Annotated in this window: 20 protein-coding genes; 14 read left to right on the top strand and 6 right to left on the bottom strand. The window is 39.0% G+C overall.

Annotation, left to right across the window (positions count from 1 at the left end):
* Nucleotides 1-24 precede the first annotated feature (24 nt).
* Nucleotides 25-456, top strand: coding sequence for a DUF4362 domain-containing protein (locus tag MKY71_RS09140; RefSeq protein WP_340732302.1), 432 nt, complete (start codon nucleotides 25-27; stop codon nucleotides 454-456).
* A 57-nt stretch (nucleotides 457-513) separates the two neighbouring features.
* Here the strand turns inward: MKY71_RS09140 and metC are convergent, their stop codons facing one another.
* From metC to mscL, 3 genes are all read right to left on the bottom strand, one after another.
* Nucleotides 514-1677, bottom strand: coding sequence for a cystathionine beta-lyase (gene metC / locus MKY71_RS09135; protein ID WP_339194390.1), 1164 nt, complete (start codon nucleotides 1675-1677; stop codon nucleotides 514-516).
* Nucleotides 1674-2789: a methionine biosynthesis PLP-dependent protein gene (locus MKY71_RS09130; protein WP_339194387.1), complete on the bottom strand. Its 1116-nt coding sequence runs from the start codon at nucleotides 2787-2789 to the stop codon at nucleotides 1674-1676. Before MKY71_RS09130 ends, metC begins: the two co-directional genes overlap by 4 nt.
* Before the next feature lie 183 nt (nucleotides 2790-2972).
* Nucleotides 2973-3365 carry a large conductance mechanosensitive channel protein MscL gene (mscL, locus tag MKY71_RS09125; protein WP_340732301.1) on the bottom strand — a complete coding sequence of 131 codons (393 nt, stop codon included), beginning with the start codon at nucleotides 3363-3365 and terminating at the stop codon, nucleotides 2973-2975.
* Between the two features lie 142 nt (nucleotides 3366-3507).
* On the opposite strand from mscL, the gene MKY71_RS09120 reads away from it, so the two are divergent.
* Nucleotides 3508-4191 carry a lytic transglycosylase domain-containing protein gene (locus MKY71_RS09120; RefSeq protein WP_340732300.1) on the top strand — a complete coding sequence of 228 codons (684 nt, stop codon included), beginning with the start codon at nucleotides 3508-3510 and terminating at the stop codon, nucleotides 4189-4191.
* 53 nt (nucleotides 4192-4244) lie between these two features.
* Here the strand turns inward: MKY71_RS09120 and MKY71_RS09115 are convergent, their stop codons facing one another.
* Both MKY71_RS09115 and MKY71_RS09110 read right to left on the bottom strand, forming a co-directional pair.
* Nucleotides 4245-4502 carry a GlsB/YeaQ/YmgE family stress response membrane protein gene (locus MKY71_RS09115; RefSeq protein ID WP_340732299.1) on the bottom strand — a complete coding sequence of 86 codons (258 nt, stop codon included), beginning with the start codon at nucleotides 4500-4502 and terminating at the stop codon, nucleotides 4245-4247.
* Nucleotides 4503-4670: 168 nt separating this feature from the next.
* The gene (locus tag MKY71_RS09110; RefSeq protein WP_340732298.1) at nucleotides 4671-5213 is read right to left on the bottom strand and encodes a cysteine hydrolase family protein; all 543 of its coding nucleotides are present in this window, start codon (nucleotides 5211-5213) and stop codon (nucleotides 4671-4673) included.
* Between the two features lie 674 nt (nucleotides 5214-5887).
* On the opposite strand from MKY71_RS09110, the gene ilvD reads away from it, so the two are divergent.
* The 12 genes from ilvD to MKY71_RS09050 all read left to right on the top strand — a co-directional run bounded on the left by ilvD (nucleotide 5888) and on the right by MKY71_RS09050 (nucleotide 20602).
* Nucleotides 5888-7558: a dihydroxy-acid dehydratase gene (gene ilvD / locus MKY71_RS09105; protein ID WP_340732296.1), complete on the top strand. Its 1671-nt coding sequence runs from the start codon at nucleotides 5888-5890 to the stop codon at nucleotides 7556-7558.
* Between the two features lie 447 nt (nucleotides 7559-8005).
* Nucleotides 8006-9751: a biosynthetic-type acetolactate synthase large subunit gene (gene ilvB, locus MKY71_RS09100; protein ID WP_340732295.1), complete on the top strand. Its 1746-nt coding sequence runs from the start codon at nucleotides 8006-8008 to the stop codon at nucleotides 9749-9751.
* The gene (gene ilvN / locus MKY71_RS09095; protein ID WP_008403681.1) at nucleotides 9748-10263 is read left to right on the top strand and encodes an acetolactate synthase small subunit; all 516 of its coding nucleotides are present in this window, start codon (nucleotides 9748-9750) and stop codon (nucleotides 10261-10263) included. Before ilvB ends, ilvN begins: the two co-directional genes overlap by 4 nt.
* A gap of 95 nt (nucleotides 10264-10358) precedes the next feature.
* Entirely contained in the window at nucleotides 10359-11372 is a 1014-nt protein-coding gene (gene ilvC, locus MKY71_RS09090) for a ketol-acid reductoisomerase (RefSeq protein WP_340732293.1), read from the top strand.
* A 1-nt stretch (nucleotide 11373) separates the two neighbouring features.
* Nucleotides 11374-12918, top strand: coding sequence for a 2-isopropylmalate synthase (locus tag MKY71_RS09085; RefSeq protein ID WP_340732291.1), 1545 nt, complete (start codon nucleotides 11374-11376; stop codon nucleotides 12916-12918).
* A 125-nt stretch (nucleotides 12919-13043) separates the two neighbouring features.
* The gene (gene leuB, locus MKY71_RS09080) at nucleotides 13044-14144 is read left to right on the top strand and encodes a 3-isopropylmalate dehydrogenase (RefSeq protein WP_079526913.1); all 1101 of its coding nucleotides are present in this window, start codon (nucleotides 13044-13046) and stop codon (nucleotides 14142-14144) included.
* 71 nt (nucleotides 14145-14215) lie between these two features.
* Nucleotides 14216-15625: a 3-isopropylmalate dehydratase large subunit gene (leuC, locus tag MKY71_RS09075; RefSeq protein WP_079526911.1), complete on the top strand. Its 1410-nt coding sequence runs from the start codon at nucleotides 14216-14218 to the stop codon at nucleotides 15623-15625.
* A gap of 12 nt (nucleotides 15626-15637) precedes the next feature.
* A complete protein-coding gene (gene leuD, locus MKY71_RS09070) occupies nucleotides 15638-16228 on the top strand; it encodes a 3-isopropylmalate dehydratase small subunit (protein ID WP_340732290.1) in 591 nt (196 codons plus the stop codon).
* Between the two features lie 122 nt (nucleotides 16229-16350).
* Complete coding sequence (locus MKY71_RS09065; protein WP_340732289.1) at nucleotides 16351-16917, top strand: ABC transporter substrate-binding protein; 567 nt, start codon at nucleotides 16351-16353, stop codon at nucleotides 16915-16917.
* Between the two features lie 130 nt (nucleotides 16918-17047).
* A complete protein-coding gene (locus tag MKY71_RS09060; RefSeq protein ID WP_340718404.1) occupies nucleotides 17048-18391 on the top strand; it encodes a spore germination protein in 1344 nt (447 codons plus the stop codon).
* Nucleotides 18388-19503 (top strand): GerAB/ArcD/ProY family transporter, encoded by a 1116-nt coding sequence (locus MKY71_RS09055; RefSeq protein WP_340718403.1) that lies wholly within the window; start codon nucleotides 18388-18390, stop codon nucleotides 19501-19503. Before MKY71_RS09060 ends, MKY71_RS09055 begins: the two co-directional genes overlap by 4 nt.
* Nucleotides 19478-20602, top strand: coding sequence for a Ger(x)C family spore germination protein (locus MKY71_RS09050; protein ID WP_340732288.1), 1125 nt, complete (start codon nucleotides 19478-19480; stop codon nucleotides 20600-20602). The genes MKY71_RS09055 and MKY71_RS09050 overlap by 26 nt, the downstream gene beginning before the upstream one ends.
* A 38-nt stretch (nucleotides 20603-20640) precedes the next feature.
* Here MKY71_RS09050 and MKY71_RS09045 read toward each other — a convergent pair whose 3' ends face one another.
* Nucleotides 20641-22377: an ABC transporter ATP-binding protein gene (locus MKY71_RS09045; RefSeq protein WP_340732287.1), complete on the bottom strand. Its 1737-nt coding sequence runs from the start codon at nucleotides 22375-22377 to the stop codon at nucleotides 20641-20643.
* Nucleotides 22378-22517: the final 140 nt, after the last annotated feature.

Raw genomic sequence — 22517 nt, 5'->3', positions numbered from 1 at the left:
CTAATCATTAAAGAAGGGGATTTCATGAAAAACTTACTCGCTTTAGGCATTTTGCTTCTATTGGCTGGATGTCAAGAAAACGTGCAACCTGAAACAATTGAGCAAACGGAAGTTGAAACTGTACGAAATGATCGTGTTATTGACCATAATGGTGAGATTGAAAATTTGGAGTTATTGCATCAATTTTTAAAAGATACAGAAGATAATAAACAATCGTCGTTGGAGCTGACGCGCTATACGATTGAGGGGGCACCTATTTACTGGAGAGTTGAATATCAGGAAGGCCAATATAACATCGAAGTCGATAACCGCGAAGATAATTTTGGAAGTCAAAATATTGAAAATTACCAATGTGGTGAGCTAAACGAAGATGTGACGGGTTCGCTGACTGATTATAATTTTAAATCATGTGAAGGTGGCTACGAAATCAATTTATTATCGGTGACAAGTGATTAAGCGCACAACAAAAGGCCGCCAAAATCCTATTTAAGAGATTAGCGGCCTTTAAACGATTTATTTAATTGTACTGGCGATTTCCAGTGCCTGTGTAAAGTCTTCAATCAGATCATCTTCATTTTCCAATCCGACTGAAAATCTCAGCAAGCCATCAGTAATTCCGCGTTTTGCACGTTCTTCTGGCTCCATCGCGGCATGACTCATTTTGGCAGGGTACGATAAAATTGATTCAACACCGCCAAGACTAACTGCAAATACCGGAATTTTCATCGCTTCCACAAAAGCTTTCGCAATGTCATAATTCGGCAAACTAAACGATAAAACCGCTCCCGCAGAAGTTGCCTGTGCTGCATGGATTTCAAACCCAGGGTGAGTAGGGAGTCCAGGATAGTATACGTTTTCAACTAACGGATGTGCATGTAAAAATTGTGCAATGCGCATCGCTACACGTGATTCCTCATTAAAACGTACAGCCGTTGTTTTCATGTTTTGAATTAATGTGTAGCAATCCTGAACACCAAGTACAGAACCGAATGAGTTTTGAACGAAATAAATCTCATTGCCCAGCGCTTCGTCTTTTGTCACAACAAGCCCTGCTACGATATCGGAATGCCCTGATAAAAATTTTGTAGCAGAATGGATTACAACATCAACACCTAATTCAAGCGGTTTTTGATGGAGCGGGGTCATGAACGTATTATCCAAAAACGTGAGCGCACCGTGTTGTTTTGCAATTTCTACTACACCACGAATATCTGTGATTCCTAATGTAGGATTCGAAGGTGTTTCCATATAAATTAATTTTGTTTCCGGACGTACAGCTGCTTTTACTGCTTCAAGATCAGTAAAGTCAACAAATGTATGCGTAATGCCATAGCGCGGCAATATTTTTGTAACGAAACGGTATGTACCACCGTAAACATCTTCGGTAATCACGACATGATCACCTGCAGATAAAATCATAAAGCAAGCAGATACAGCTGCCATACCTGTGGCAAATGCAAACCCTCGGTCACCGCCTTCAAGTTCGGCAATCGCTTTTTCCAATGCGGCACGTGTCGGATTTCCCGAACGTGCATAATCATATTCCCCAAATTCGTCAATCGATTCCTGATGGAAAGTCGAGGATAAATACATCGGCACATTTACAGCACCTTTTTTATCGGCATAGCCTTCACGGATTGCCCCATGAACTAATGCGGTTTCAATGCGGTTTGTCATGCAAATTCACCTCTTAACGAATCAAAAACTTGTGTCAGGTCAGCGATTAAATCTTCCGCTTCTTCAATACCGACTGAGAAACGAAGTAATCGGTCACAAACGCCTCGTGCAACACGTTCCTCATAAGGCATGTCGGCATGTGTTTGAGTAGCAGGGTAAGTAATAAAGCTCTCAACCCCTCCGAGACTTTCTGCAAATGTTATCAGTTTGATCCCTTTTAAAAATGGGTTGACCATTGATGCATCTTTGACACGGAAGGAAAGCATGCCGCCTTTTCCTGTGTATAGTACATCCGTTACAAGAGGTTCATCAGCTAAATATTGCGCGACTTTTTTTGCATTCGCATCGTGCTGCTTTAAACGTAAATGCAATGTTTTCAGTCCGCGAATCAGCAGCCATGAATCCATAGGCGAAAGCACCATTCCAATACCATTGTGATAGTATCCTAACTTCTCACATAATTCAGCTCCTTTGGCAACGACCAGTCCTGCCAAAACATCATTATGTCCGCCAATATACTTTGTAGCACTATGTAAAACAATATGTGCACCTAATTCAAGAGGACGCTGGAAATAAGGAGTGTAGAATGTATTGTCTACAATTAGCAGTATGTTATGTTTTTCCGCCAGTTCCGCATATGTCACTAAATCAATTTCCTGCATTAACGGATTTGTCGGTGTTTCGATAAACAATGCTTTCGTATTTTCATTGATTAAACTTTCAACTTCTTCAACATTAGTAAATGGATTATAAACCGGTTTAATATTATAGTTTTCCGCAAATGTTTTGAATAGACGATATGTTCCGCCATATAAATCTTCCGGTACGATTAATTCATCGTTCGGTTTAAATAATGACATGACAAGTTGTACTGCCGCCATCCCAGAACTACAGGCAAATCCTGCATCGCCGTTTTCCAGCTCAGCGATGCCTTGTTCGAGAATCGTACGAGTTGGATTTTTTGTACGTGTATAATCATACCCTGTCGATTCACCAATGCCTGTATGCTGATAAGCTGTCGACATATAAATCGGCGGATTGATCGCACCTGTTTTGGCATCACTTAAATTTCCGAGCTGCACTAATTTTGTTTCAATTGAACGTTGTGACATGAATACACTTCCTTACATGAATTTACTAAACATTTCGAATGAATCGAGTATTACATCAATTTAACATGAACAGATCAAAGGGACAATAGGGGAAACGAGTATTAAGTAGAATAGGGGAATAATTGAAATAAAAAAGAAAAAAACCTGGAATACGTTAAACTTGTATCCCAGGATTAGTGATTTTTATTTAGTTTGCTCGTTTTTTAATAAATCACGGATTTCCTTAAGCAGCTCTTCTTTTGCATCCAATTCAGGAGTCGGTTCTTCCGCAACTTGCGCTTCCTTTTTACGGTTTAGTTTTGTCAGTATTCGTAAAGCCATAAAAATGGCAAATGCGATAATGATGAAATCAATAATCGATTGAACGAATACGCCGAGTGCAACCTGTGCTTCACCTGATCCGAACTTCCATTCATTTGTCAGGTCAATTCCGCCAGTAAGCATACCGACAAGCGGCATAATAATATTTTCAACCAATGACGTAACAATTTTACCGAATGCCGCACCAATAACAACTGCAACCGCTAAATCGATCACATTGCCCTTCATCGCAAATTCTTTAAAGTCTTTCCACATAATATAGCAACTCCTCTTAACTTTAATAAACAAAGTTTAATTTTATACATTGATATACAAATTTTCAACAGTGAAAATTACCTGCTTTTTTAGTAGAATAGAAGTTAACTACATTATTTCGTCTTAAAGATTGGTGGCTTATATGGCAAAAAGCAAGAAAAAGAACCCTTTACTCACCCCGAAAACTAAAATATTATTGATTATTTTGCTTATCCCCATCACTTTAACGGTTTATATTGTCGCTTATTCCAGCTGGCAGCAACTTCGAGGTTGGCCATTTACCGATAAAACAGTGTATCAGCAAATCCAGGAACAGTTTGATTTGGAAATTCCAATCGAGTATATCCCTGTTTACGTCGCAGCCGAACAGAAATACGGTGTTCCGTGGACGCTTTTGGCGGCCCATCACCGCGTAGAAACCCGTTTTTCCACAATGAAGACACTTATTTCACCGGTTGGCGCAGAAGGGCATCTACAGTTTATGCCCTGTACATTTGTAGGCTGGCAACATCCTTCATGCAAAGATTTAGGGCAGGGGGACATCCCGGACCATGATAAAACGAATCCAGCCATAATAAAAAAATATGGCGGCTATGGGGTAGATGCAAATGGAGACGGTGTAGCGGATCCGTTTGATATTGAAGATGCCGTATTCAGTGCAGCCAAATTTTTATCCATTGCCGGTGTAAATGATGGGCAATTGAAAAAAGCGATATTTCAGTATAATCACAGTGATGATTATGTGGAAGATATTTTATACTACTATAAGCTGTACCGGGATTACGGCAATCAGCTCAAACAAATTGCTCTAAATGAGGACAAATAAAAAAGTGTGACATTACGTCACACTTTTTGCTCGTTATTCTAGATGATTTACAATTAAGTTGCTTTACGCATTGAGCGTAGGATGAAGCTTACAACAAAGATTAAAATAATGGCACCGATCAATGCTGGGAATACATAGAAGTCTGAAACTTTCCAGCCCCAGTTACCTAAAATCATGCTGCCGATCCAAGAACCGACAATACCTGCAATAATGTTACCGATAATACCACCCGGTACATCCTTACCTAAAATAACACCGGCTAACCAACCTAAAATACCGCCGATAATTAAGAACCAAATGAAACTCATCATACTGTCCAACTCCTTTGTTTAAGATTATTCAATAATAATTGCATCTAGTTATTTATTTCCTTACAGGCAATTCCTTAAACATTTTTTTAGCTGGAAGTTTTAAGCATTTGAGTAAATTACGTAAGTAAAATTACTTTATAATAAATAATAATTAGGTGAAATTTTATTTTAAATAATGGATGCACCTAAACATGATTGAAAATGGCCAAGTGCCCATTTATGGCCGATTTCATTAAAGCTTGCAACGGCATGTTCAGGAATCGTAATTTTATAGCCCAAATTATAACTGTCCACTGCGGTGTGCAAAATACAAATATCTGTGCAGACTCCGACAAGTACAACTTCTTCAACGCCGCGTTCCCGCAGTAAAATATCCAAATTTGTTCCTGCAAAAGCACTATACCTTGTTTTATCAAATGAAATAACGCAATCTTTATATGTTTCATATAGATCTTTCACAGAACCATACAGTTCACGTCCGTTAGTTCCTACAATATTATGTGGCGGAAATAATTTAGATTCAGGATGATATGGATCATTTTCATAATGTAAATCATTAGCGAATACGATAACATCATTTTGTTCTATAAACTGTTCTATTAATGTACTAATATTTTTTTCTATTGCCTGTCCCGGCTTACCGCAAGTTAATTTACCATCGTCTGCTACAAAATCATACGTATAATCAATCACGATTAAAGCTTTTTTCATCCGTCATTCACTCCTTATTCATTGTAATGTTATTATGCCATGGTTATGGAAAAAATGTGGGCTAAATCATTAATTAAATATTCAAAATATTTTGATTTTTGAAATCGAATGTTGTATAGTTAGGATATCAAATAAATGGGGTGATTAATATGGATATGGCAATAACGAAGAGGCTAAACCGTCAAGGGTTAATTTTTGTAGGAATCCACAGTTTAATCATTTTGAATTTTGCTATTGAATTATTATTACTCTAATAGATTACGATACTTAATAGAATCTAGCCTGAATAGGCGCTAGGTTCTTTTTTATGGAGAAAAAGATTCGCGGTCAATAAATATGTACAAAAAATTTTAAAAATTCACTTTTTGTAAAAAGTGTGACGAAAGAGTAAAAAGGCAACATCAATGAGGATGAAAGCGATTGCAATAATTTCAAACTTTTTGAATTGTATAAAAAATTCAAAAAATAGTGTTGACGTTCTAGTTCATTTCGTACTATGATAACAACAATTTAGTACACCACATCACTCAAGCGACATTCTGATGTGAGCTTACAAGGTGTAAAACATTCGATACTTTCTGATTATAAAATTTAGAATATTCGAACTTTATATGAAAAATCGAACATATAAAAAAACAGCTAGAGTAAAAGCATTACGTTGAGGGGCGTTTAAAATGAGAAGTGACATGATTAAAATGGGAGTCGACCGAGCTCCACACCGTAGTCTTTTATACGCTACAGGTAAAGTAAAGGCGAGAGATTTAGAAAAGCCATTTATCGGTGTATGTAATTCTTATATTGATATTATTCCAGGCCATGTCCATTTGCGAGAATTCGCGGACGTAGTAAAAGAGGCCATTATTGAAGCAGGCGGTATTCCATTCGAATTCAATACAATTGGAGTCGATGACGGAATTGCAATGGGTCATATCGGGATGCGCTATTCATTGCCATCACGTGAAATTATTGCCGATTCAGCTGAAACGGTAATTAACGCACACTGGTTTGACGGAGTGTTCTACATACCAAACTGTGACAAAATTACACCAGGTATGTTAATGGCAGCTGTTCGTACTAATGTTCCTTCAGTATTCGTATCAGGAGGACCAATGGAAGCGGGTACTTCTTCTTCAGGTAAAACATTATCATTAACGAGTGTTTTTGAAGGGGTCGGTGCACATAAAGCGGGTACGATGACAGCTGAAGAGCTCCTTGATATCGAGAACAATGCATGTCCAACATGCGGATCTTGTTCGGGAATGTTCACAGCCAACTCAATGAACTGTTTGATGGAAATGCTAGGCTTAGCATTACCGGGTAACGGTACAATCGTTGCAACAAGCGAAAAACGTAAAGAATTAATTTACGAAGCAGCGAAACATTTAGTACGCATGATTAAAGAAGATGTAAAACCACGCGACATTGTTACAAAAGAAGCGATTGATGATGCTTTTGCTCTTGATATGGCAATGGGCGGATCTACAAATACAGTGCTTCATACACTGGCAATCGCCAATGAAGCAGAAATTGACTACAACATTGAAGACATTAATAAAGTAGCAGAACGTGTTCCTTACATTGCAAAAATTATGCCGGCATCAGACATCTCGATGGATGACATTGCAAAAGCTGGCGGTGTTCAAGCGATTATTAATGAATTAACAAAAATTCCAGGGGCAATTCACCCTGACAGACCTACAATCGCAGGTGTTTCTATGCGAGAGCTTGTGAAAGATTATGAAATTACTAATGATCGTGTCATTCGCACAAAGGATAATCCATATAGTGCTGTAGGCGGACTTTCCGTATTATTCGGAAATATTGCCCCTGAAGGCTCGGTAATTAAAGTAGGAGCGGTTGATCCTTCGATTAAAACATTCACAGGCGAAGCGATTGTATTCGACTCACAGGAAGAAGCACAGCAGGCAATTGATGACGGCCGAGTACGAGAAGGACATGTCGTAGTCATTCGATATGAAGGTCCAAAAGGCGGACCGGGCATGCCGGAAATGCTGGCTCCAACTTCTGCAATTCAAGGACGCGGACTAGGAACGAAAGTCGCACTCATTACAGATGGCCGTTTCTCAGGTGCATCACGCGGTATTTCAATCGGCCATATTTCTCCGGAAGCTGCTGAAGGCGGTCCGATCGGATTGGTCCAAAATGGCGATACAATTATTATTGATTTGCCAAGCAGAACTATCAATTTACAAGTTTCCGACGAACTTCTTGCAGAGCGTCGTAAAAACTTAAAACCATTTGAACCAAAAATTAAGCGCGGCTGGTTGGCACGTTACTCTGCTTTAGTAACAAATGCTTCCCAAGGCGGCGTAATGAAAATATAATCTGAATACTTTAAAACGTTGATGAGGTTAAAGGATATAGAGTCTTGTATCTACCAGAGAGCCGGTATTGGTGGAAGCCGGCGATACAACTATATCCGACATCCCCTCGGAGTGAGCTATTAAACGCATTCGCCATTAGATAGCTCCGGGCATATTCGAATTGCTCGTTATTAATGAACCGTTCTCTTTGTTTAGTTGCACAAATTTCCTAATGGGAATTTTGAAATAAAGGGGCTCAGGCGGTTCGCGAGGTAACTAGGTGGACACTGTTTCTTTTTAGAAGCAAATATTCATCGATGTTATAAATGAGGGTGGTACCATGAAAAGTCTTTTTCATCCCTACGTAAGAGGTTTTCTTTTGCGTGCGGAGATAAAGGCTTTTTCTTTTTATCAATTTTTAAAAATGACTTCACATATAAAGTTTTGAAAAAGGAAGGAGAAATTACTATGAGTGCAAACGTTTCAGTAAATCAAGAAATCGAAAAGCCCGAAGAACAACAAGTAACAAAACCGAGAGACGGTGCGGATATTTTAGTGCAGGCACTGCATGAACAAGATGTTGATATTATTTTCGGTTATCCGGGTGGGGCAGTATTACAAATTTATGATGCTCTTTACCGTAATCCTATTCGTCACATTCTGACACGCCACGAACAAGGTGCGATCCATGCGGCTGAAGGATATGCACGTGTTATGAATAAACCGGGTGTAGTAATTGCAACATCAGGACCGGGAGCGACAAACCTCGTAACAGGTATTGCCGATGCGATGATTGACTCGATTCCGTTAGTTATTTTTACAGGGCAGGTTGCGACATCCGTAATCGGTACAGATGCTTTCCAGGAAGCGGACATTATGGGGATTACAACACCGATCACAAAACATAACTATCAGGTGCAGGACGTAGCGGATATCCCTCGTATCGTAAAAGAGGCATTCCATATTGCCAATACAGGACGTAAAGGACCGGTTGTCATTGACTTCCCGAAAAATATCTCACAAACAGTGTTCCTGGATGAAATTAAAGCTCCGGAAGATATTTATTTACCGGGTTATCAACCGACAACAAAACCGAATTATCTTCAAATCCAAAAGGCAATTCAAGCATTAAGTTTAGCTAAAAAACCTTTAGTGCTAGCAGGTGCAGGCGTATTATTCGCAGATGCACGTGAACAATTGACTGAATTTATTGAAAAATATAATCTACCGGTTGTTAATACATTACTTGGTTTAGGCAGCATTCACGGACAGCACAAACAATTCTACGGAATGGCCGGAATGCACGGTTATGCAACGGCAAATGATGCGATTACAAAATGCGATTTATTAATTAATATCGGTGCCCGCTTTGATGACCGACTAACAGGAAATTTAGCGACCTTTGCACCGAACGCTACAATCATCCATATCGATATCGACCCAGCAGAAATCGGAAAAAATGTACCGACTGATATCCCGATTGTTGCAGATGCAAAAGAAGCATTATTAGCACTGCTGAAAAAAGATTTCGAAGGCCCGGATACAACGGAATGGGTTCATTACTTAAATGATAGCCGTGATAAATATCCGCTATGGTATGAAGATGCAGGAGAAGAAGTATTGCCACAGCAGGCAATTGAGATCCTTCATAAATTGACTGACGGTGAAGCAATCATTACGACAGATGTTGGACAGCACCAAATGTGGGCAGCCCAATACTATCATTTAAATAATCCGCATAACTGGGTAACTTCAGGCGGTTTAGGAACGATGGGCTTCGGTTTCCCAGCTGCGATCGGTGCTCAGTTTGCGAAGCCTGAGAAAAAAGTTATCTCCATTGTTGGGGATGCAGGTTTCCAAATGACAAACCAAGAGCTTGCATTATTAAAAGAATTTAACTTACCAGTAAAAGTAGTAATCCTTAATAACAGCTGTTTAGGAATGGTTCGTCAATGGCAGGAAACATTCTATGAGGAGCGTTATTCACAAAGCTTGATGCCAATTCAGCCGGACTTCGTTAAGCTTGCTGATGCATATGGCATTAAAGGCTACCGCATCGACAATATTTCTGAAGCGGAAGCGATCTTTGATGAAGCGATCAATTCAGATGAACCGGTTGTTATTGACTGCCGAGTAAAACAACTTGTGAGCGTATTCCCAATGGTTGCGCCTGGTAAAGGATTACATGAAATGATTGGAGTGAAGAAGCCATGAAGCGAGTGCTGACAGTAACAGTAATCAACCAAAGCGGCGTATTGAACCGAGTGACTGGCTTATTAATGAAACGTCAATTCAATATTGAATCGATTACAGTAGGTCATACAGAGCAACCGAATTTTTCGAAAATGACGTTCATCGTTCATGTGGAAGATGAAAATAAAATCGAACAATTAATCAAGCAGCTTTCAAAGCAAATTGATGTATTAAAAGTAAATGATATTACAGAAAAAGCGATCGTCCTTCGTGAACTGGCTCTTATAAAAGTAGTATCTCCGCCGAACTTGCGCCTGGAAATGAATGCAATCGTAGAACCATTCCGCCCGCAAGTAGTCGATACATCAAAAAATGTTGTGACATATGAAGTTGTAGGCCATCCGGAAAAAATCGATGCCTTTATCGAATTACTTCGTCCATATGGCATTAAAGAATTAACACGTACAGGTGCAACAGCAGCTATCCGTGAAGCACAAAAAATCGAAAGCCCGCAATTATCGATTTTAAAATAAGGCAATACAACATTGGTTTTAAACAGGGTGGAGGATGTCATCTGAAGCCCGAATTACAAAATAAAAAAACATTCACTTAATTGGAGGAAATGAAAATGTCAAAAATGTATTATGAAAACGAAATCAACGAGCAAGTATTACAAGGTAAAAAAATCGCGATCATCGGTTATGGTTCACAAGGCCATGCTCATGCGCTTAACTTAAAAGAATCAGGTTTTGATGTAGTAGTAGGTATCCGTCCAGGTAAATCATATGATGCAGCAAAAGAAGATGGCGTAGAAGTTAAATCAGTAGCAGAAGCTGCTGCAGAAGCGGATGTAATCCAAATCTTACTTCCGGATGAGCGTCAAAAAGCAGTATACGAAGCTGAAATCGCACCACATTTAACACCAGGTAAAGCGTTAATGTTCGCACACGGTTTCAACGTACACTTCGGTCAAATTCAACCACCAGCAGATGTAGACGTATTCCTAGTAGCTCCAAAAGGCCCAGGTCACTTAGTACGTCGTCAATTCACTGAAGGCGCTGGCGTACCAGGATTATTCGCAATCCACCAAGATGCGACAGGTCAAGCTCGTGAATTAGCTCTTGCATACGGTAAAGGAATCGGTTCAGCACGTGGCGGATTACTTGAAACAACATTTGCTGAAGAAACAGTTACTGACTTATTCGGTGAGCAAGCAGTACTTTGCGGTGGTACAACTGAACTTGTTAAAGCAGGTTTCGAAACATTAGTTGAAGCAGGTTACCAACCAGAATTAGCTTACTTTGAAACATTACACGAACTTAAATTAATTGTTGACTTAATGTTCGAAGGCGGTATGGCAACAATGCGCTACTCAATTTCTGATACTGCAGAGTGGGGCGATTATGTTTCAGGTCCACGCATTATCGACGCATCAGTAAAAGCTCGTATGAAAGATGTATTAACTGATATCCAAGACGGTACATTTGCGAAACGCTGGATCGCTGAAAACGAAAACGGTCGTCCTGAATATACAAAATTCAAAGAAGCTGGCGCAAACCACCAAATTGAAGAAGTTGGCGAAAAATTACGTGCTATGATGCCATTCATCAACCAAGGAAAACAAAAGGTAACAGTGAAATAATATGAGAAAAATTGACATTTTTGATACAACATTGCGCGATGGAGAACAATCGGCTGGTATTAACTTAAATACAGCAGAGAAAGTAGAAATCGCAAAACAACTAGAGCGTTTAGGTGTCACAATTATTGAGGCGGGATTCCCTGCCTCATCTCCAGGTGACTTGGAGGCGGTATCGTTAATCGCAAAAACGGTGAAGAATTCAATCGTCACAGGTTTAGCACGTGCTGTGAAAAGCGATATCGATGCAGTTTGGGAAGCAATTCGCCATGCTGAGCAGCCACATGTTCATACGTTTATCGCAACAAGCCCGATTCATATGGAATATAAGCTTAAGAAAAATCCAGACGAAGTAATTGAGCAGGCTGTTACTGCGGTAAAGTATGCAAAGGAAAAATTCTCACTTGTAGAATTTTCTGCAGAAGATGGTTTCCGTTCAGACAAAGAATTTTTAGTTCGTATTTGCCAGGAAGTTATTAAAGCTGGTGCAACAACGATTAATATTCCAGACACAGTTGGTTATGCATCACCGGAAGAATACGGCGCTTTATTCCGTTATTTACGTGAAAACGTGATCGGTGCAGAAAAAATTAAATTCTCTGCTCATTGTCATGACGATTTAGGAATGGCAGTTGCAAACTCATTGGCAGCCATCGAAAACGGTGCAGATCAAGTAGAATGTACGATTAACGGTCTAGGTGAACGTGCAGGAAATGCCGCATTAGAAGAAATCGGTGTTGCCCTACATATTCGTAAAGACTTCTACGGTGTTGAAACTGGCTTGAACTTAAAAGAAATAAAACGTACATCACAGATGGTAAGCCGTTTAACAAACGTAGTCATTCAACCGAACAAAGCTGTTGTCGGTAAAAATGCATTCGCACATGAATCGGGTATTCACCAGGATGGTGTACTGAAAAACCCTGAAACATATGAAATCATTTCACCGGCACTGATCGGCGAAGACGATATCCCGTTAGTTTTAGGAAAACACTCAGGCCGCGCAGCATTCCGTGACCGTGCCGAAACAATGGGCTTCCAGCTGTCGGATGAAAAATTGAACAAAGCTTTCGCTGAGTTCAAAAAATTAGCGGACCGCAAAAAAGAAGTAACAGAAGAAGATTTAACAACGATTTTAACTGAGCAGCAAGTTTCAATAGAAGATGTTCCGTTATTTGAACTTAAATCGGTTCAAGTTCAATACGGTACAGAAAATATTCCAACAGCTACTGCATCAGTTATGACACCTGATGGCGAGTTGAAAACAATCGCCTCAACAGGATCAGGTTCAGTCGAAGCCATTTTTAATACACTTGAACAGCTTGTTGGAGGTAAAGTCAATATTTTGGACTACCGAGTACAATCAGTCGGTAAAGGACGCGATGCACTTGGAGAAGCGGTCATTAATTTAAAATATAACGGCTATACATCAACAGGACGTGACTCAGCACAAGATGTGCTGGAAGCAAGCGCAAAAGCGTATTTAAATGCAGTAAACAGACAATTGATCCAACAGCAAGTACGCGATAAACAAGAAATTACGGTTTAATAAAAATAAGGTTGCTACTGTAAAGGAAAACAACTAGCAAGCTCATTATAAGAATAATAGCGCCATCTTAATTGGTGGCGCTTCTACATCAAGTTACTTCACGTAGAAAGAAAGGTGTTTTACAAATGGAAAAGAAAATTACAGTACTACCAGGTGACGGCATTGGTCCAGAAGTTGTTGCAAGTGCAGTAAAAGTATTACAAGTAATCGGGAAACGTTTTAACCATACATTTCATTTAAACTATGCTTCAATCGGCGGAGCTGCAATTGACCAGTACAATAATCCATTACCTGAAGAGACAATTGCGATGTGTGAAGCAAGTGATGCCATTTTATTAGGTGCAGTTGGTGGTCCGAAATGGGATAACAACCCGCCAGCATTGCGTCCGGAAAAAGGTTTACTAAAAATCCGCAAGCACTTTGATTTATTTGCGAATTTACGTCCTGTGAAAGCATTCCCAAGTTTACTTGCATCTTCTCCATTAAAGCGTGAAGTTGCGGAAAATGTAGACTTAATGATCGTCCGTGAATTAACAGGAGGGCTATACTTCGGAGAGCCACGTAAAAAAACAGATGCAGGTGCTATTGATACATGTGTGTATTCTCGTGAAGAAATCGAACGTATTGTTGAAAATGCATTCGAATTAGCACGTTTACGCCGTGGAAAACTTTGCTCGGTAGATAAAGCAAATGTACTGGATACATCCCGTTTATGGCGTGAAATTGTAGAAGAAAAGAAAAAGCAGTACCCAGATGTAGAAACAGAACACAACTTAGTTGACTCAGTGGCGATGAAACTGATTACTAACCCGGGTCATTATGATGTCATTGTTACAGAAAACTTATTCGGCGACATTTTAAGTGATGAAGCTTCTGTTATTACGGGTTCACTTGGTGTATTACCTTCTGCATCAATTCGCGGCGATAATTTTGGACTTTATGAGCCTGTACATGGTTCAGCTCCTGAAATTGCAGGCCAAGGTGTTGCGAATCCGGCAGCAACAATTCTTTCAGTAGCAATGATGCTTCAATATTCATTCGGCTTAAAAGAAGAAGCTGCAGAAATCGAACGTGCTGTTGCAGCCGTTTTCGAAGATGGCTACTACACAGCAGATTTAGCTCAGGAACATACACGTACATTATCAACAGAAGAATGGACAGAAAAAGTACTGAACGAAATCGATGCAAGCTTCGTTTCAGACAGCATTATGATTTCATATAACTAATTTCAATCGAAAGAAAACTGTTGATTGTTTTGAATATCAACACTATATATGGTTAAGGAACGGTGAGAACTATGGGGAAAAATATTATTGAAAAAGTGTGGGAACAGCATGTCGTACATCGTGAAGAAGGAAAGCCGGACTTACTTTATATCGACCTGCATTTAATTCATGAAGTAACAAGTCCTCAAGCATTCGAAGGACTACGCCTGGCAGGACGGAAAGTGCGTCGTACAGATCTATCGTTCGCAACAATGGATCATAACGTACCTACAAAAAACCTGCCGACGATTAACGATCCAATCGCAAAAAAACAAATTATGACACTTGCTGAAAATGCAAAAGAGTTCGGTATCGAATTAGCGGATATCGGTCATCCGGATCAAGGGATTGTTCACGTTATTGGACCGGAATTAGGTCTTACACAACCTGGTAAAACAATTGTTTGCGGTGATTCACATACAGCAACTCACGGTGCATTCGGCGCAATCGCATTCGGAATCGGTACTTCGGAAGTAGAACATGTACTTTCGACACAAACATTATGGCAATTAAAGCCGCCAACAATGGAAATCCGTGTTAACGGTGAACTTGGTATTGGGGTAACAGCAAAAGATATCATTTTAGCAATCATTGCAAAATGGGGAATCGGTGTAGGTACAGGACATATCGTAGAGTATACAGGTGAAGCAATCCGCAAGCTTTCTATGGAAGAGCGTATGACAATCTGTAATATGTCAATTGAAGCAGGAGCAAAAGCAGGCCTTATTTCACCGGATGAAACGACAGTTGAATTTTTACGCGGTCGCCGTCATGTTCCTCAAGGTGAAAAATTTGAGGAAGCGGCAAAATATTGGTTAAGTCTTGCTTCTGATGCGGATGCAACATATGATGTTGTTCTTGAAATTGACGCTCAGGAAATTGAACCGATTGTAACTTGGGGTACAAATCCAGCGATGGGTGTCGGCGTTTCGAAAACAGTTCCTACTGCTGCTGATTATGACAATGAAACGGATAGATCTGCATTAAACAAAGCACTGAAATATATGGATTTACAAGAAGGCCAAAAAATTACGGATATTGAAATCCAACATGTATTTATCGGATCTTGTACGAACTCCCGTATTAATGACTTACGTGCAGCTGCTGAAATTGTAAAAGGCGAAAAGCTTGCACCGGGTGTAAAAGGGATTGTAGTTCCTGGTTCTTGGTCGACAAAACGCCAGGCAGAAGAAGAAGGTCTACATCAAATTTTCCTTGATGCCGGCTTTGAATGGCGCGAATCAGGCTGTTCTGCTTGCTTAGGGATGAATGAAGATGTTATTCCAGCGGGTGAGCGTTGTGCTTCAACATCTAACCGTAACTTTGAAGGACGTCAAGGTGCAGGTGCCCGAACACATCTTGTATCACCAGCGATGGCAGCAGCTGCTGCAATTCACGGACGTTTTGTCGATGTTCGTAAGCTACAAAAGCAGGAAGCATAAGGAGAGATCAGCATGAAACCGATTAATATAGTAAATAGTATTTATGCACCACTTGATCGTAAAAACGTCGATACCGACCAGATCATTTCGAAAGAATTTTTAAAGCGCATCGAACGCACAGGATTCGGACAATTCGTATTTTATCACTGGCGTTTTGATGAAAACGGCAATCCAATTGAGGATTTTGTATTAAATAAACCAGAATATAAAAACGCAGAAATTTTAGTTGCACAAGATAACTTTGGCTGTGGTTCATCACGTGAACACGCACCGTGGGCAATACTTGACTACGGATTCCGAGTTGTCATCGCACCGAGTTTTGCGGATATTTTCCACAATAACTGTTTCAAAAATGGTATTTTACCGATTAAATTAACGGAAAGCGAATGTGACGAACTTTTAGAAAGAGGTTTAGCAGAAGCACAGGCAATTGAAGTAAATTTAGAACAGCAAACAGTTACGACAGGTTACGGCAAAACGTATTCATTTGACATCGATCCATACTATAAACAAATGTTACTGAATGGATGGGATGAAATTTCTCTTACGTTCCAGTATGAAGAGCAAATCGCTGCATACGAAAAAAACCGCGTAGCATACTAATCTAAAAGCCTCTTACTTCGGGTTCATCCCTAGTAAGAGGCTTTGTCTTATTTTACCGGTTGTTGTGCCAATTTTCCGGTGCTATAATTTTCTTCATTGTTTGAAGTATCGGGAGTGTAACAATGAAAAATCTATGGATTTGGATAGGCATATTATTTATTATAGGATTGATTATTAACTACTGGATGTTTATCGTTGGGTCAGTTGTCTTATATTATGCGGGTAAGAAACTAATAAAATTTTTAAAAGCAAAAAAGAAACAAAAATTTCTTGAAGCAGAACATCTGAAAATGAAAGAAAATCAGTCAACGATTGAGTACAAAATGGAAAGACTGCTTACTTTGACGAATAATACGGATCCAAATGGTTTTAAACGTCAGCAATATAAAAATAAGCAACAGCTGGATTTAAGGGATTACTGGTATAAATATTTGGATTTGCGTGCAAAGCTTATTTTGAACGATACGCCAACTTATCGTGAGGAAGAAGTATTGCATATTATGTGCGATGAACTGCTAATCCGAATGGATAACTTGGAAATCGAAGTAACAGATGCGGTGAAAAAAGAATTTATCGAAGAAAATTTAACACCATTGCTAACCGATGTAGTGGATATCATGGAAGATATCAGCCCAGTAAAAACAATTAATATGGATGCATACCGCTTATTAAAAGCGAGTAACCAATAAACAGGAAAAGCCATTCTCAATAAGGAGATTGGCTTTTTTAATGTCTCTTAACCAAATTTAACCTTTCCTGAATATTATTTCTCATAATGGACATTCTATAAAAAAGTTTATCTGAGATTGGAGAAATACTATGTCTTCGGAAGAGAACATTAAGTGGATTAATGAACAATTCAAAGATACAAATGAATTAACGATGAAGACGCTGGAAGATGAAGATAAGAAAGCCGAGCTATTTTACATAAAGCCGCTTATCGATGTGGAATTGCTTCAACAAATTGTCATTAAACCTTATTTTGAAATGCCATCCGAAACGAAATACATTCGATATTTAAAAGCCTTGCCCCAATTTCAGGACAGTAAGTCGCCGGAGCAGCTGAAAACTGAAGTGCTTAACGGCAATGTGGTTCTTTTCATACAGAATAAATTTTATTTACTAGACCTGAAATTTTCTTTCAATGATCAGACGAATACAGCATCAGTTGAAACAACAATTCATGGTTCACAGCTGGCACTTAGCGACAATATTGCGACAAATATTAATATTATCCGATCCGATTACCATCAGCCGACATTGTATGTTGAATACTCCACGATTGGACAAGTAAACAATCATAAACTGGCGATCATTTATGACAAAGAAAAAGTAAATAAAAATGCCCTGAACATTATCACGGAAAAACTGCAGCAAGTAGATAAGCAGGTCATTACATCAACAGTTCAGCTAAGTAACTATATCAACAATAAAAAGTATTCGTTATTTCCACAGTTGATTATGACAGAGCGGCCGGACAGGATTGTCTATAACTTGGCTGGAGGCAAAGTAATATTATTAGTGGACGGTAATCCTCAAGCATTAATTGCCCCTGTATATTTCTTCGATTTCATGACATCGATGGAGGATAATTACCATTCGTTTTATATATCGTTTTTCCTTAAATTTCTCCGTTATACCGGGTTATTTATCAGTCTCCTTTTACCGGGCTTATATATCGGTATTACTTCATTTGCACCGGAAGTTTTCCGAACCGAACTCGCTCTGACAATTGCAGGAAGCCGTATTGGGGTTCCGTTTTCTTCATTTGTAGAAGTATTGTTCATGCTATTTTTTATGGAAATGCTGCTGGAAGCGAGTATACGGCTGCCGAAAACGATCAGTGCAACGGCTACTACCGTCGGGGGGTTGATTTTAGGGACGGCTGTAACAGAAGCATCACTTGCATCGGATATTATGGTTATTATTGTGTCGGCGGTAGCAATATCAACTTTTGTTATTCCAATCAATGAAATGGCATTTACCATACGCGTAATTCGCTTCTTTTTCATTCTTGCAGCAACATTACTCGGCTTGGCAGGATTAACATTAGCACTTTATGCATTGATTATGTATTTAGTGAGCATCGACAGCTTTGGTGAACCATATCTGAAATTTAACGAAAAGAAAACAAGTAAAACGAAGGCAGGGGAGGAAATATGAGCAGGTTTTATTACTATTTAATTATTATTAATATGGTTGCGAATATTATCGCTTCGGTACCTGCCATACTTCTCAATTATCACGATGATGGTGCTGTCATTTCCATGCTTTTATCAATTGCAGCAGGAGTACTTCTTGTAACACTATATACAAAATTTTTCCTTAAGTATCCTGGCAAAACATTACCGGAACTGCTGGAAAAGACTACTTCAAAATGGTTTTATTTGCCCTTCGTTTTTGTACTCGCTGTACTATGGTTTGTTGCAGGACTTATTACGCTTATAACATTTACATTCTTACTTATACGCTATTTAAGTCCTGAAATGCCGATCATTCTAATTTGCCTGACGCTTATATTATCGGTAATTTTTGGCTGTATTTTAAAAACAGACCGTGTAATGTACACCGTTGAGATGATTATGATAATCACAAGTCCTTTAATCCTTTTCATATTTTTTAAAGCATACAGCAGCAATAGTTTAAATTGGGATTTTGTTAGGGAAGCGGCTTTATATATTAATCAAGTACCAAACTGGCATTCATTTTCTGCTTGCTTTTTTTTATTTTTGGGGGCTGCCAATCTATTTATATTCAATCGATTCTTTACGGATAAACAGAAATTTGGCTTTAGACAGATTATGTTTATCGTTTTAATATCTGTCGGGACTTTATTTACAACGTATTTCATACCGATTGGCTTTAATGGACTTGAAGGTATTGATGATTTAGTCTATCCATGGATCTCGACAACCGATTCGATCAGGATGGATTATTTTATTATTGAACGTGTGTTATTCATGTTTTTACTGTTTTATTTAGGGATTGCTTTTTTAAGCATACTTATTCATTGGTATGCGGCAGTAGAGTTTTTAAAATTTACATTTAAGCTGGAAAAAATTAAATATAAAGATAAAGTTATCGGGATATTTTTGCCGCTTCCTATTTTTGTTGCCATCTCTTTATACTTTGTAACCGTATTAACTGAATACCAGCTTTTTCAGTATTCGAGTTATTTTTATGATGTTTTGGTTTTTATTTTTCCAGGCATGATCCTATTGTTTACTTATATTAACAGGAGGATGAAAAATGATGAGTCTCCCTCGGAAAATTAAAGGAACTTTACTTTTATTTGTACTTGGAGGTATTCTACTATCTGGCTGCGCATTTAAAGACATTGATAAAAGTGTTTTTGTTGCAATGATCGCCCTGGATGTTTCTGATGATGAGGAAAACCCGTACAAAGTTACATTGAAGCTATATGAACCGACCGGATCTTTTACAGAGGCTACAGAACCGCAGTATTCCTATTTATCGGAGAATGGGGAAACTCTTTCAGAAGCAATTCGTATGATGGAATCCTATTCAGATAAGGAGCTTGAATTTGGACATTCAAAGCTAATTATTCTAGGTGAGGAATTGGTAAAAGATAATAAAAACAAGGAAATTTTGGACTTTTTACTGCGCAGACCTGATATACAGATGATTTCCTGGATAGCTGTCGGACGTCCTAATGCGGAAGAAATTATTAAAATGATTCCGCAAGGGGAATCAGCTGCCTATCCTGAACTGTTTAATTACTTTGATGGTAATGGTACGACAACCCCCTATATTGTGACGACCCACTTATTTGAGTTTAGAAGAAGTATAAAAGAAGGTTGGATCGATAGTGTTTTGCCGATTATCGAAATAAATAATGAAGATCAGCATTTTGAAATTAATAAATCTTTATTACTTTCCGCAAATAAAGAACCGTATGAATTGGATTCATTAAATACTTCCATTTATAATATGCTGTCAAGAAGTGTAAAACATGCGAATTTACTAATAAAAGAGGATGGTGACCATTTCATTGCCAATATTGATACGGTTAAATCAAAATATAATGTTAAAATTAATAATCCTTCAGAAATCGAACTCGATATAAAAATTAGTTTATACGGCTCGGTGGCAGAATCACATAAACCAATGATTAATAAAGACCTGCCGAAGTATAATGAAGAATTAAAAAAAGAAACGGAAGAAAAATTTACGACATTCATTTCAGAGATGAAAAAAAACGGCTATGACCCTTTAGGTTTCGGCATCGATTACAAAGCGAGAGTTCTACATAATCGGCGCATGTCCAAAGAGGAATGGAAGGAAGCCTATAAAAATGCAAAACTCAATTTAACGGTTAAACCTGGTATAAAAAGTACGGGATCAATCCAATAAAAAAGACTTCAAATCGAACATTTGAAGTCTTTTTCCTTTTAAATCGCTACCCAATGCCCTTTAGTAACTTCAACAAGCTCTGTGTTCTCTACATCAAAACGGTTCTTTGCCAGTTCTTCGTCTGTCATCACACGACGCTTTTTCTGTTTTTCGATGGCCGGATCCGGAATTGGAATCGAATCGAGCAGCATTTTCGTATAGGGATGCTGCGGATTGGCATACAGCTCTTCACTTTCTGCCAGCTCAACAATTTTCCCGCCATACATAACGGCAACACGGTCACTAATATGCTTTACCATCGATAAGTCATGTGCAATAAACAAGTACGTTAATCCTAGGCGTTGCTGCAAGTCTTTTAATAAATCCACCACTTGTTTTTGGATGGACACATCAAGCGCGGATAATGGTTCGTCACAAACGATAAATTGTGGTTCCACAGCAAGCGCACGTGCAATTCCAATTCGTTGGCGCTGACCACCGCTGAATTCATGCGGATAGCGGAGTGCATGCTCTTTTTGTAAACCAACAAGTTCCAATAATTCTTCCACCCTTGCCCGGCGAGCTTCCTTGGAAGGGGACAGTTTATGAACATCCAATGCTTCTCCGATAATATCCAGCACTTTTTTTCTTGGGTTTAAACTTGAATAGGGATCCTGAAAGATGATTTGCATATGACGACGCATACTTTTCAGTTCATTTTTCGTTAGGCGACTGACCGGCACACCTTTATAAAGCACTTCACCGTCTGTCGGTTCGTGTAATTGAAGAAGTGTACGTCCGGTTGTCGATTTTCCGGATCCTGATTCACCAACAAGTCCTAATGTTTCACCAGGGTAAATCTGGAATGATAAGTCATTGACCGCTTTTAATACATTGCCTTTTGCTAATTCAAAATGCTTGGATATATTTTTAACTTCCACTAAAGGCACGTTAATATTTAAATCAGGAGATAGATTCGGCTGTTCTTTTGGCTGCTTTGGTTCATGAAGCTTTGGCAACGCGTTTAAAAGCCGCTTTGTATAAGGGTGCTGCGGATTCGCGAAAATTTCTTCCGTCGTACCTTGTTCTACCACTTCGCCTTCCTTCATAACAACTACGCGGTCACACATTCCCGCAACAACACCTAAATCATGTGTGATCAATATAATAGATGTACCAAATCGCTGCTGCATATCCTTCATCAACGATAAAATCTGAGCTTGGATTGTTACGTCAAGCGCTGTTGTCGGTTCATCGGCGATAAGAAGGGAAGGATTACACGCTAATGCCATGGCAATCATCACGCGTTGACGCATTCCGCCACTGAATTCATGAGGGTACTGATTATAGCGTTCTTCACTATTTTTTATCCCGACTAATTTCAGCAGTTCAATTGTTTTTGAATACGCTTCTTTTTTGGAAAGCCCTTGATGCTTTATTATACCTTCCGCAATTTGGTCACCAATACGAATAGTAGGGTTCGTGGAAGTCATCGGGTCCTGGAATATCATACTAATGTCCTTCCCCCGGATCGCTTCCATTTGATTTTCCGTTTGCGTAATCAGATTTTTTCCTTGAAATTCAATCGTTCCATCCTTTAAAAAAGAGGGGGGAGACGGAAGCAGACGCATAATTGAACGGGCTGTCACACTTTTCCCGCTCCCGGATTCTCCTACAATTCCGACTGTTTCACCTTCATTCACATGAAAACTTACACCTTTTACGGCTTCGAATTCTTGCTCTCCAGTTATAAAAGATACACGTAAATCCTTTACTTGAAGCAACTTTTTACTCATAAAATGCTCATCCTTTAATAAAAATAAAATAATTTCATTGACTTCTGAATGTTCGTTCTACATAATACATTACTATACAGGTAGGGATTATACAATATTAAAAGTGTGAAGATTCTTTACACGTTAGTAAGGGTGGAAAG

It is taken from the genome of Solibacillus sp. FSL W7-1324 (assembly GCF_038008025.1).
In the GTDB taxonomy this organism is placed as follows: Bacteria; Bacillota; Bacilli; order Bacillales_A; family Planococcaceae; genus Solibacillus.
The sequence above is the reverse complement of the archived record's forward strand: the minus strand, read 5'-3'. Positions and strand labels throughout refer to the sequence as shown.

Bases quoted from the DNA above. Each gene is read 5' to 3' on its own strand.
- mscL (WP_340732301.1), bottom strand. From the start codon at position 3,365: ATGTGGAAAGACTTTAAAGAATTTGCGATGAAGGGCAATGTGATCGAT.
- MKY71_RS09060 (WP_340718404.1), top strand. From the start codon at position 17,048: ATGTCTTCGGAAGAGAACATTAAGTGGATTAATGAACAATTCAAAGAT.
- ilvC (WP_340732293.1), top strand. From the start codon at position 10,359: ATGTCAAAAATGTATTATGAAAACGAAATCAACGAGCAAGTATTACAA.
- MKY71_RS09120 (WP_340732300.1), top strand. From the start codon at position 3,508: ATGGCAAAAAGCAAGAAAAAGAACCCTTTACTCACCCCGAAAACTAAA.
- MKY71_RS09055 (WP_340718403.1), top strand. From the start codon at position 18,388: ATGAGCAGGTTTTATTACTATTTAATTATTATTAATATGGTTGCGAAT.
- MKY71_RS09065 (WP_340732289.1), top strand. From the start codon at position 16,351: ATGAAAAATCTATGGATTTGGATAGGCATATTATTTATTATAGGATTG.
- MKY71_RS09085 (WP_340732291.1), top strand. From the start codon at position 11,374: ATGAGAAAAATTGACATTTTTGATACAACATTGCGCGATGGAGAACAA.
- ilvB (WP_340732295.1), top strand. From the start codon at position 8,006: ATGAGTGCAAACGTTTCAGTAAATCAAGAAATCGAAAAGCCCGAAGAA.
- leuC (WP_079526911.1), top strand. From the start codon at position 14,216: ATGGGGAAAAATATTATTGAAAAAGTGTGGGAACAGCATGTCGTACAT.
- ilvD (WP_340732296.1), top strand. From the start codon at position 5,888: ATGAGAAGTGACATGATTAAAATGGGAGTCGACCGAGCTCCACACCGT.
- leuD (WP_340732290.1), top strand. From the start codon at position 15,638: ATGAAACCGATTAATATAGTAAATAGTATTTATGCACCACTTGATCGT.
- ilvN (WP_008403681.1), top strand. From the start codon at position 9,748: ATGAAGCGAGTGCTGACAGTAACAGTAATCAACCAAAGCGGCGTATTG.
- MKY71_RS09050 (WP_340732288.1), top strand. From the start codon at position 19,478: ATGATGAGTCTCCCTCGGAAAATTAAAGGAACTTTACTTTTATTTGTA.
- MKY71_RS09140 (WP_340732302.1), top strand. From the start codon at position 25: ATGAAAAACTTACTCGCTTTAGGCATTTTGCTTCTATTGGCTGGATGT.
- MKY71_RS09130 (WP_339194387.1), bottom strand. From the start codon at position 2,789: ATGTCACAACGTTCAATTGAAACAAAATTAGTGCAGCTCGGAAATTTA.
- MKY71_RS09115 (WP_340732299.1), bottom strand. From the start codon at position 4,502: ATGATGAGTTTCATTTGGTTCTTAATTATCGGCGGTATTTTAGGTTGG.
- leuB (WP_079526913.1), top strand. From the start codon at position 13,044: ATGGAAAAGAAAATTACAGTACTACCAGGTGACGGCATTGGTCCAGAA.
- MKY71_RS09110 (WP_340732298.1), bottom strand. From the start codon at position 5,213: ATGAAAAAAGCTTTAATCGTGATTGATTATACGTATGATTTTGTAGCA.
- MKY71_RS09045 (WP_340732287.1), bottom strand. From the start codon at position 22,377: ATGAGTAAAAAGTTGCTTCAAGTAAAGGATTTACGTGTATCTTTTATA.
- metC (WP_339194390.1), bottom strand. From the start codon at position 1,677: ATGACAAACCGCATTGAAACCGCATTAGTTCATGGGGCAATCCGTGAA.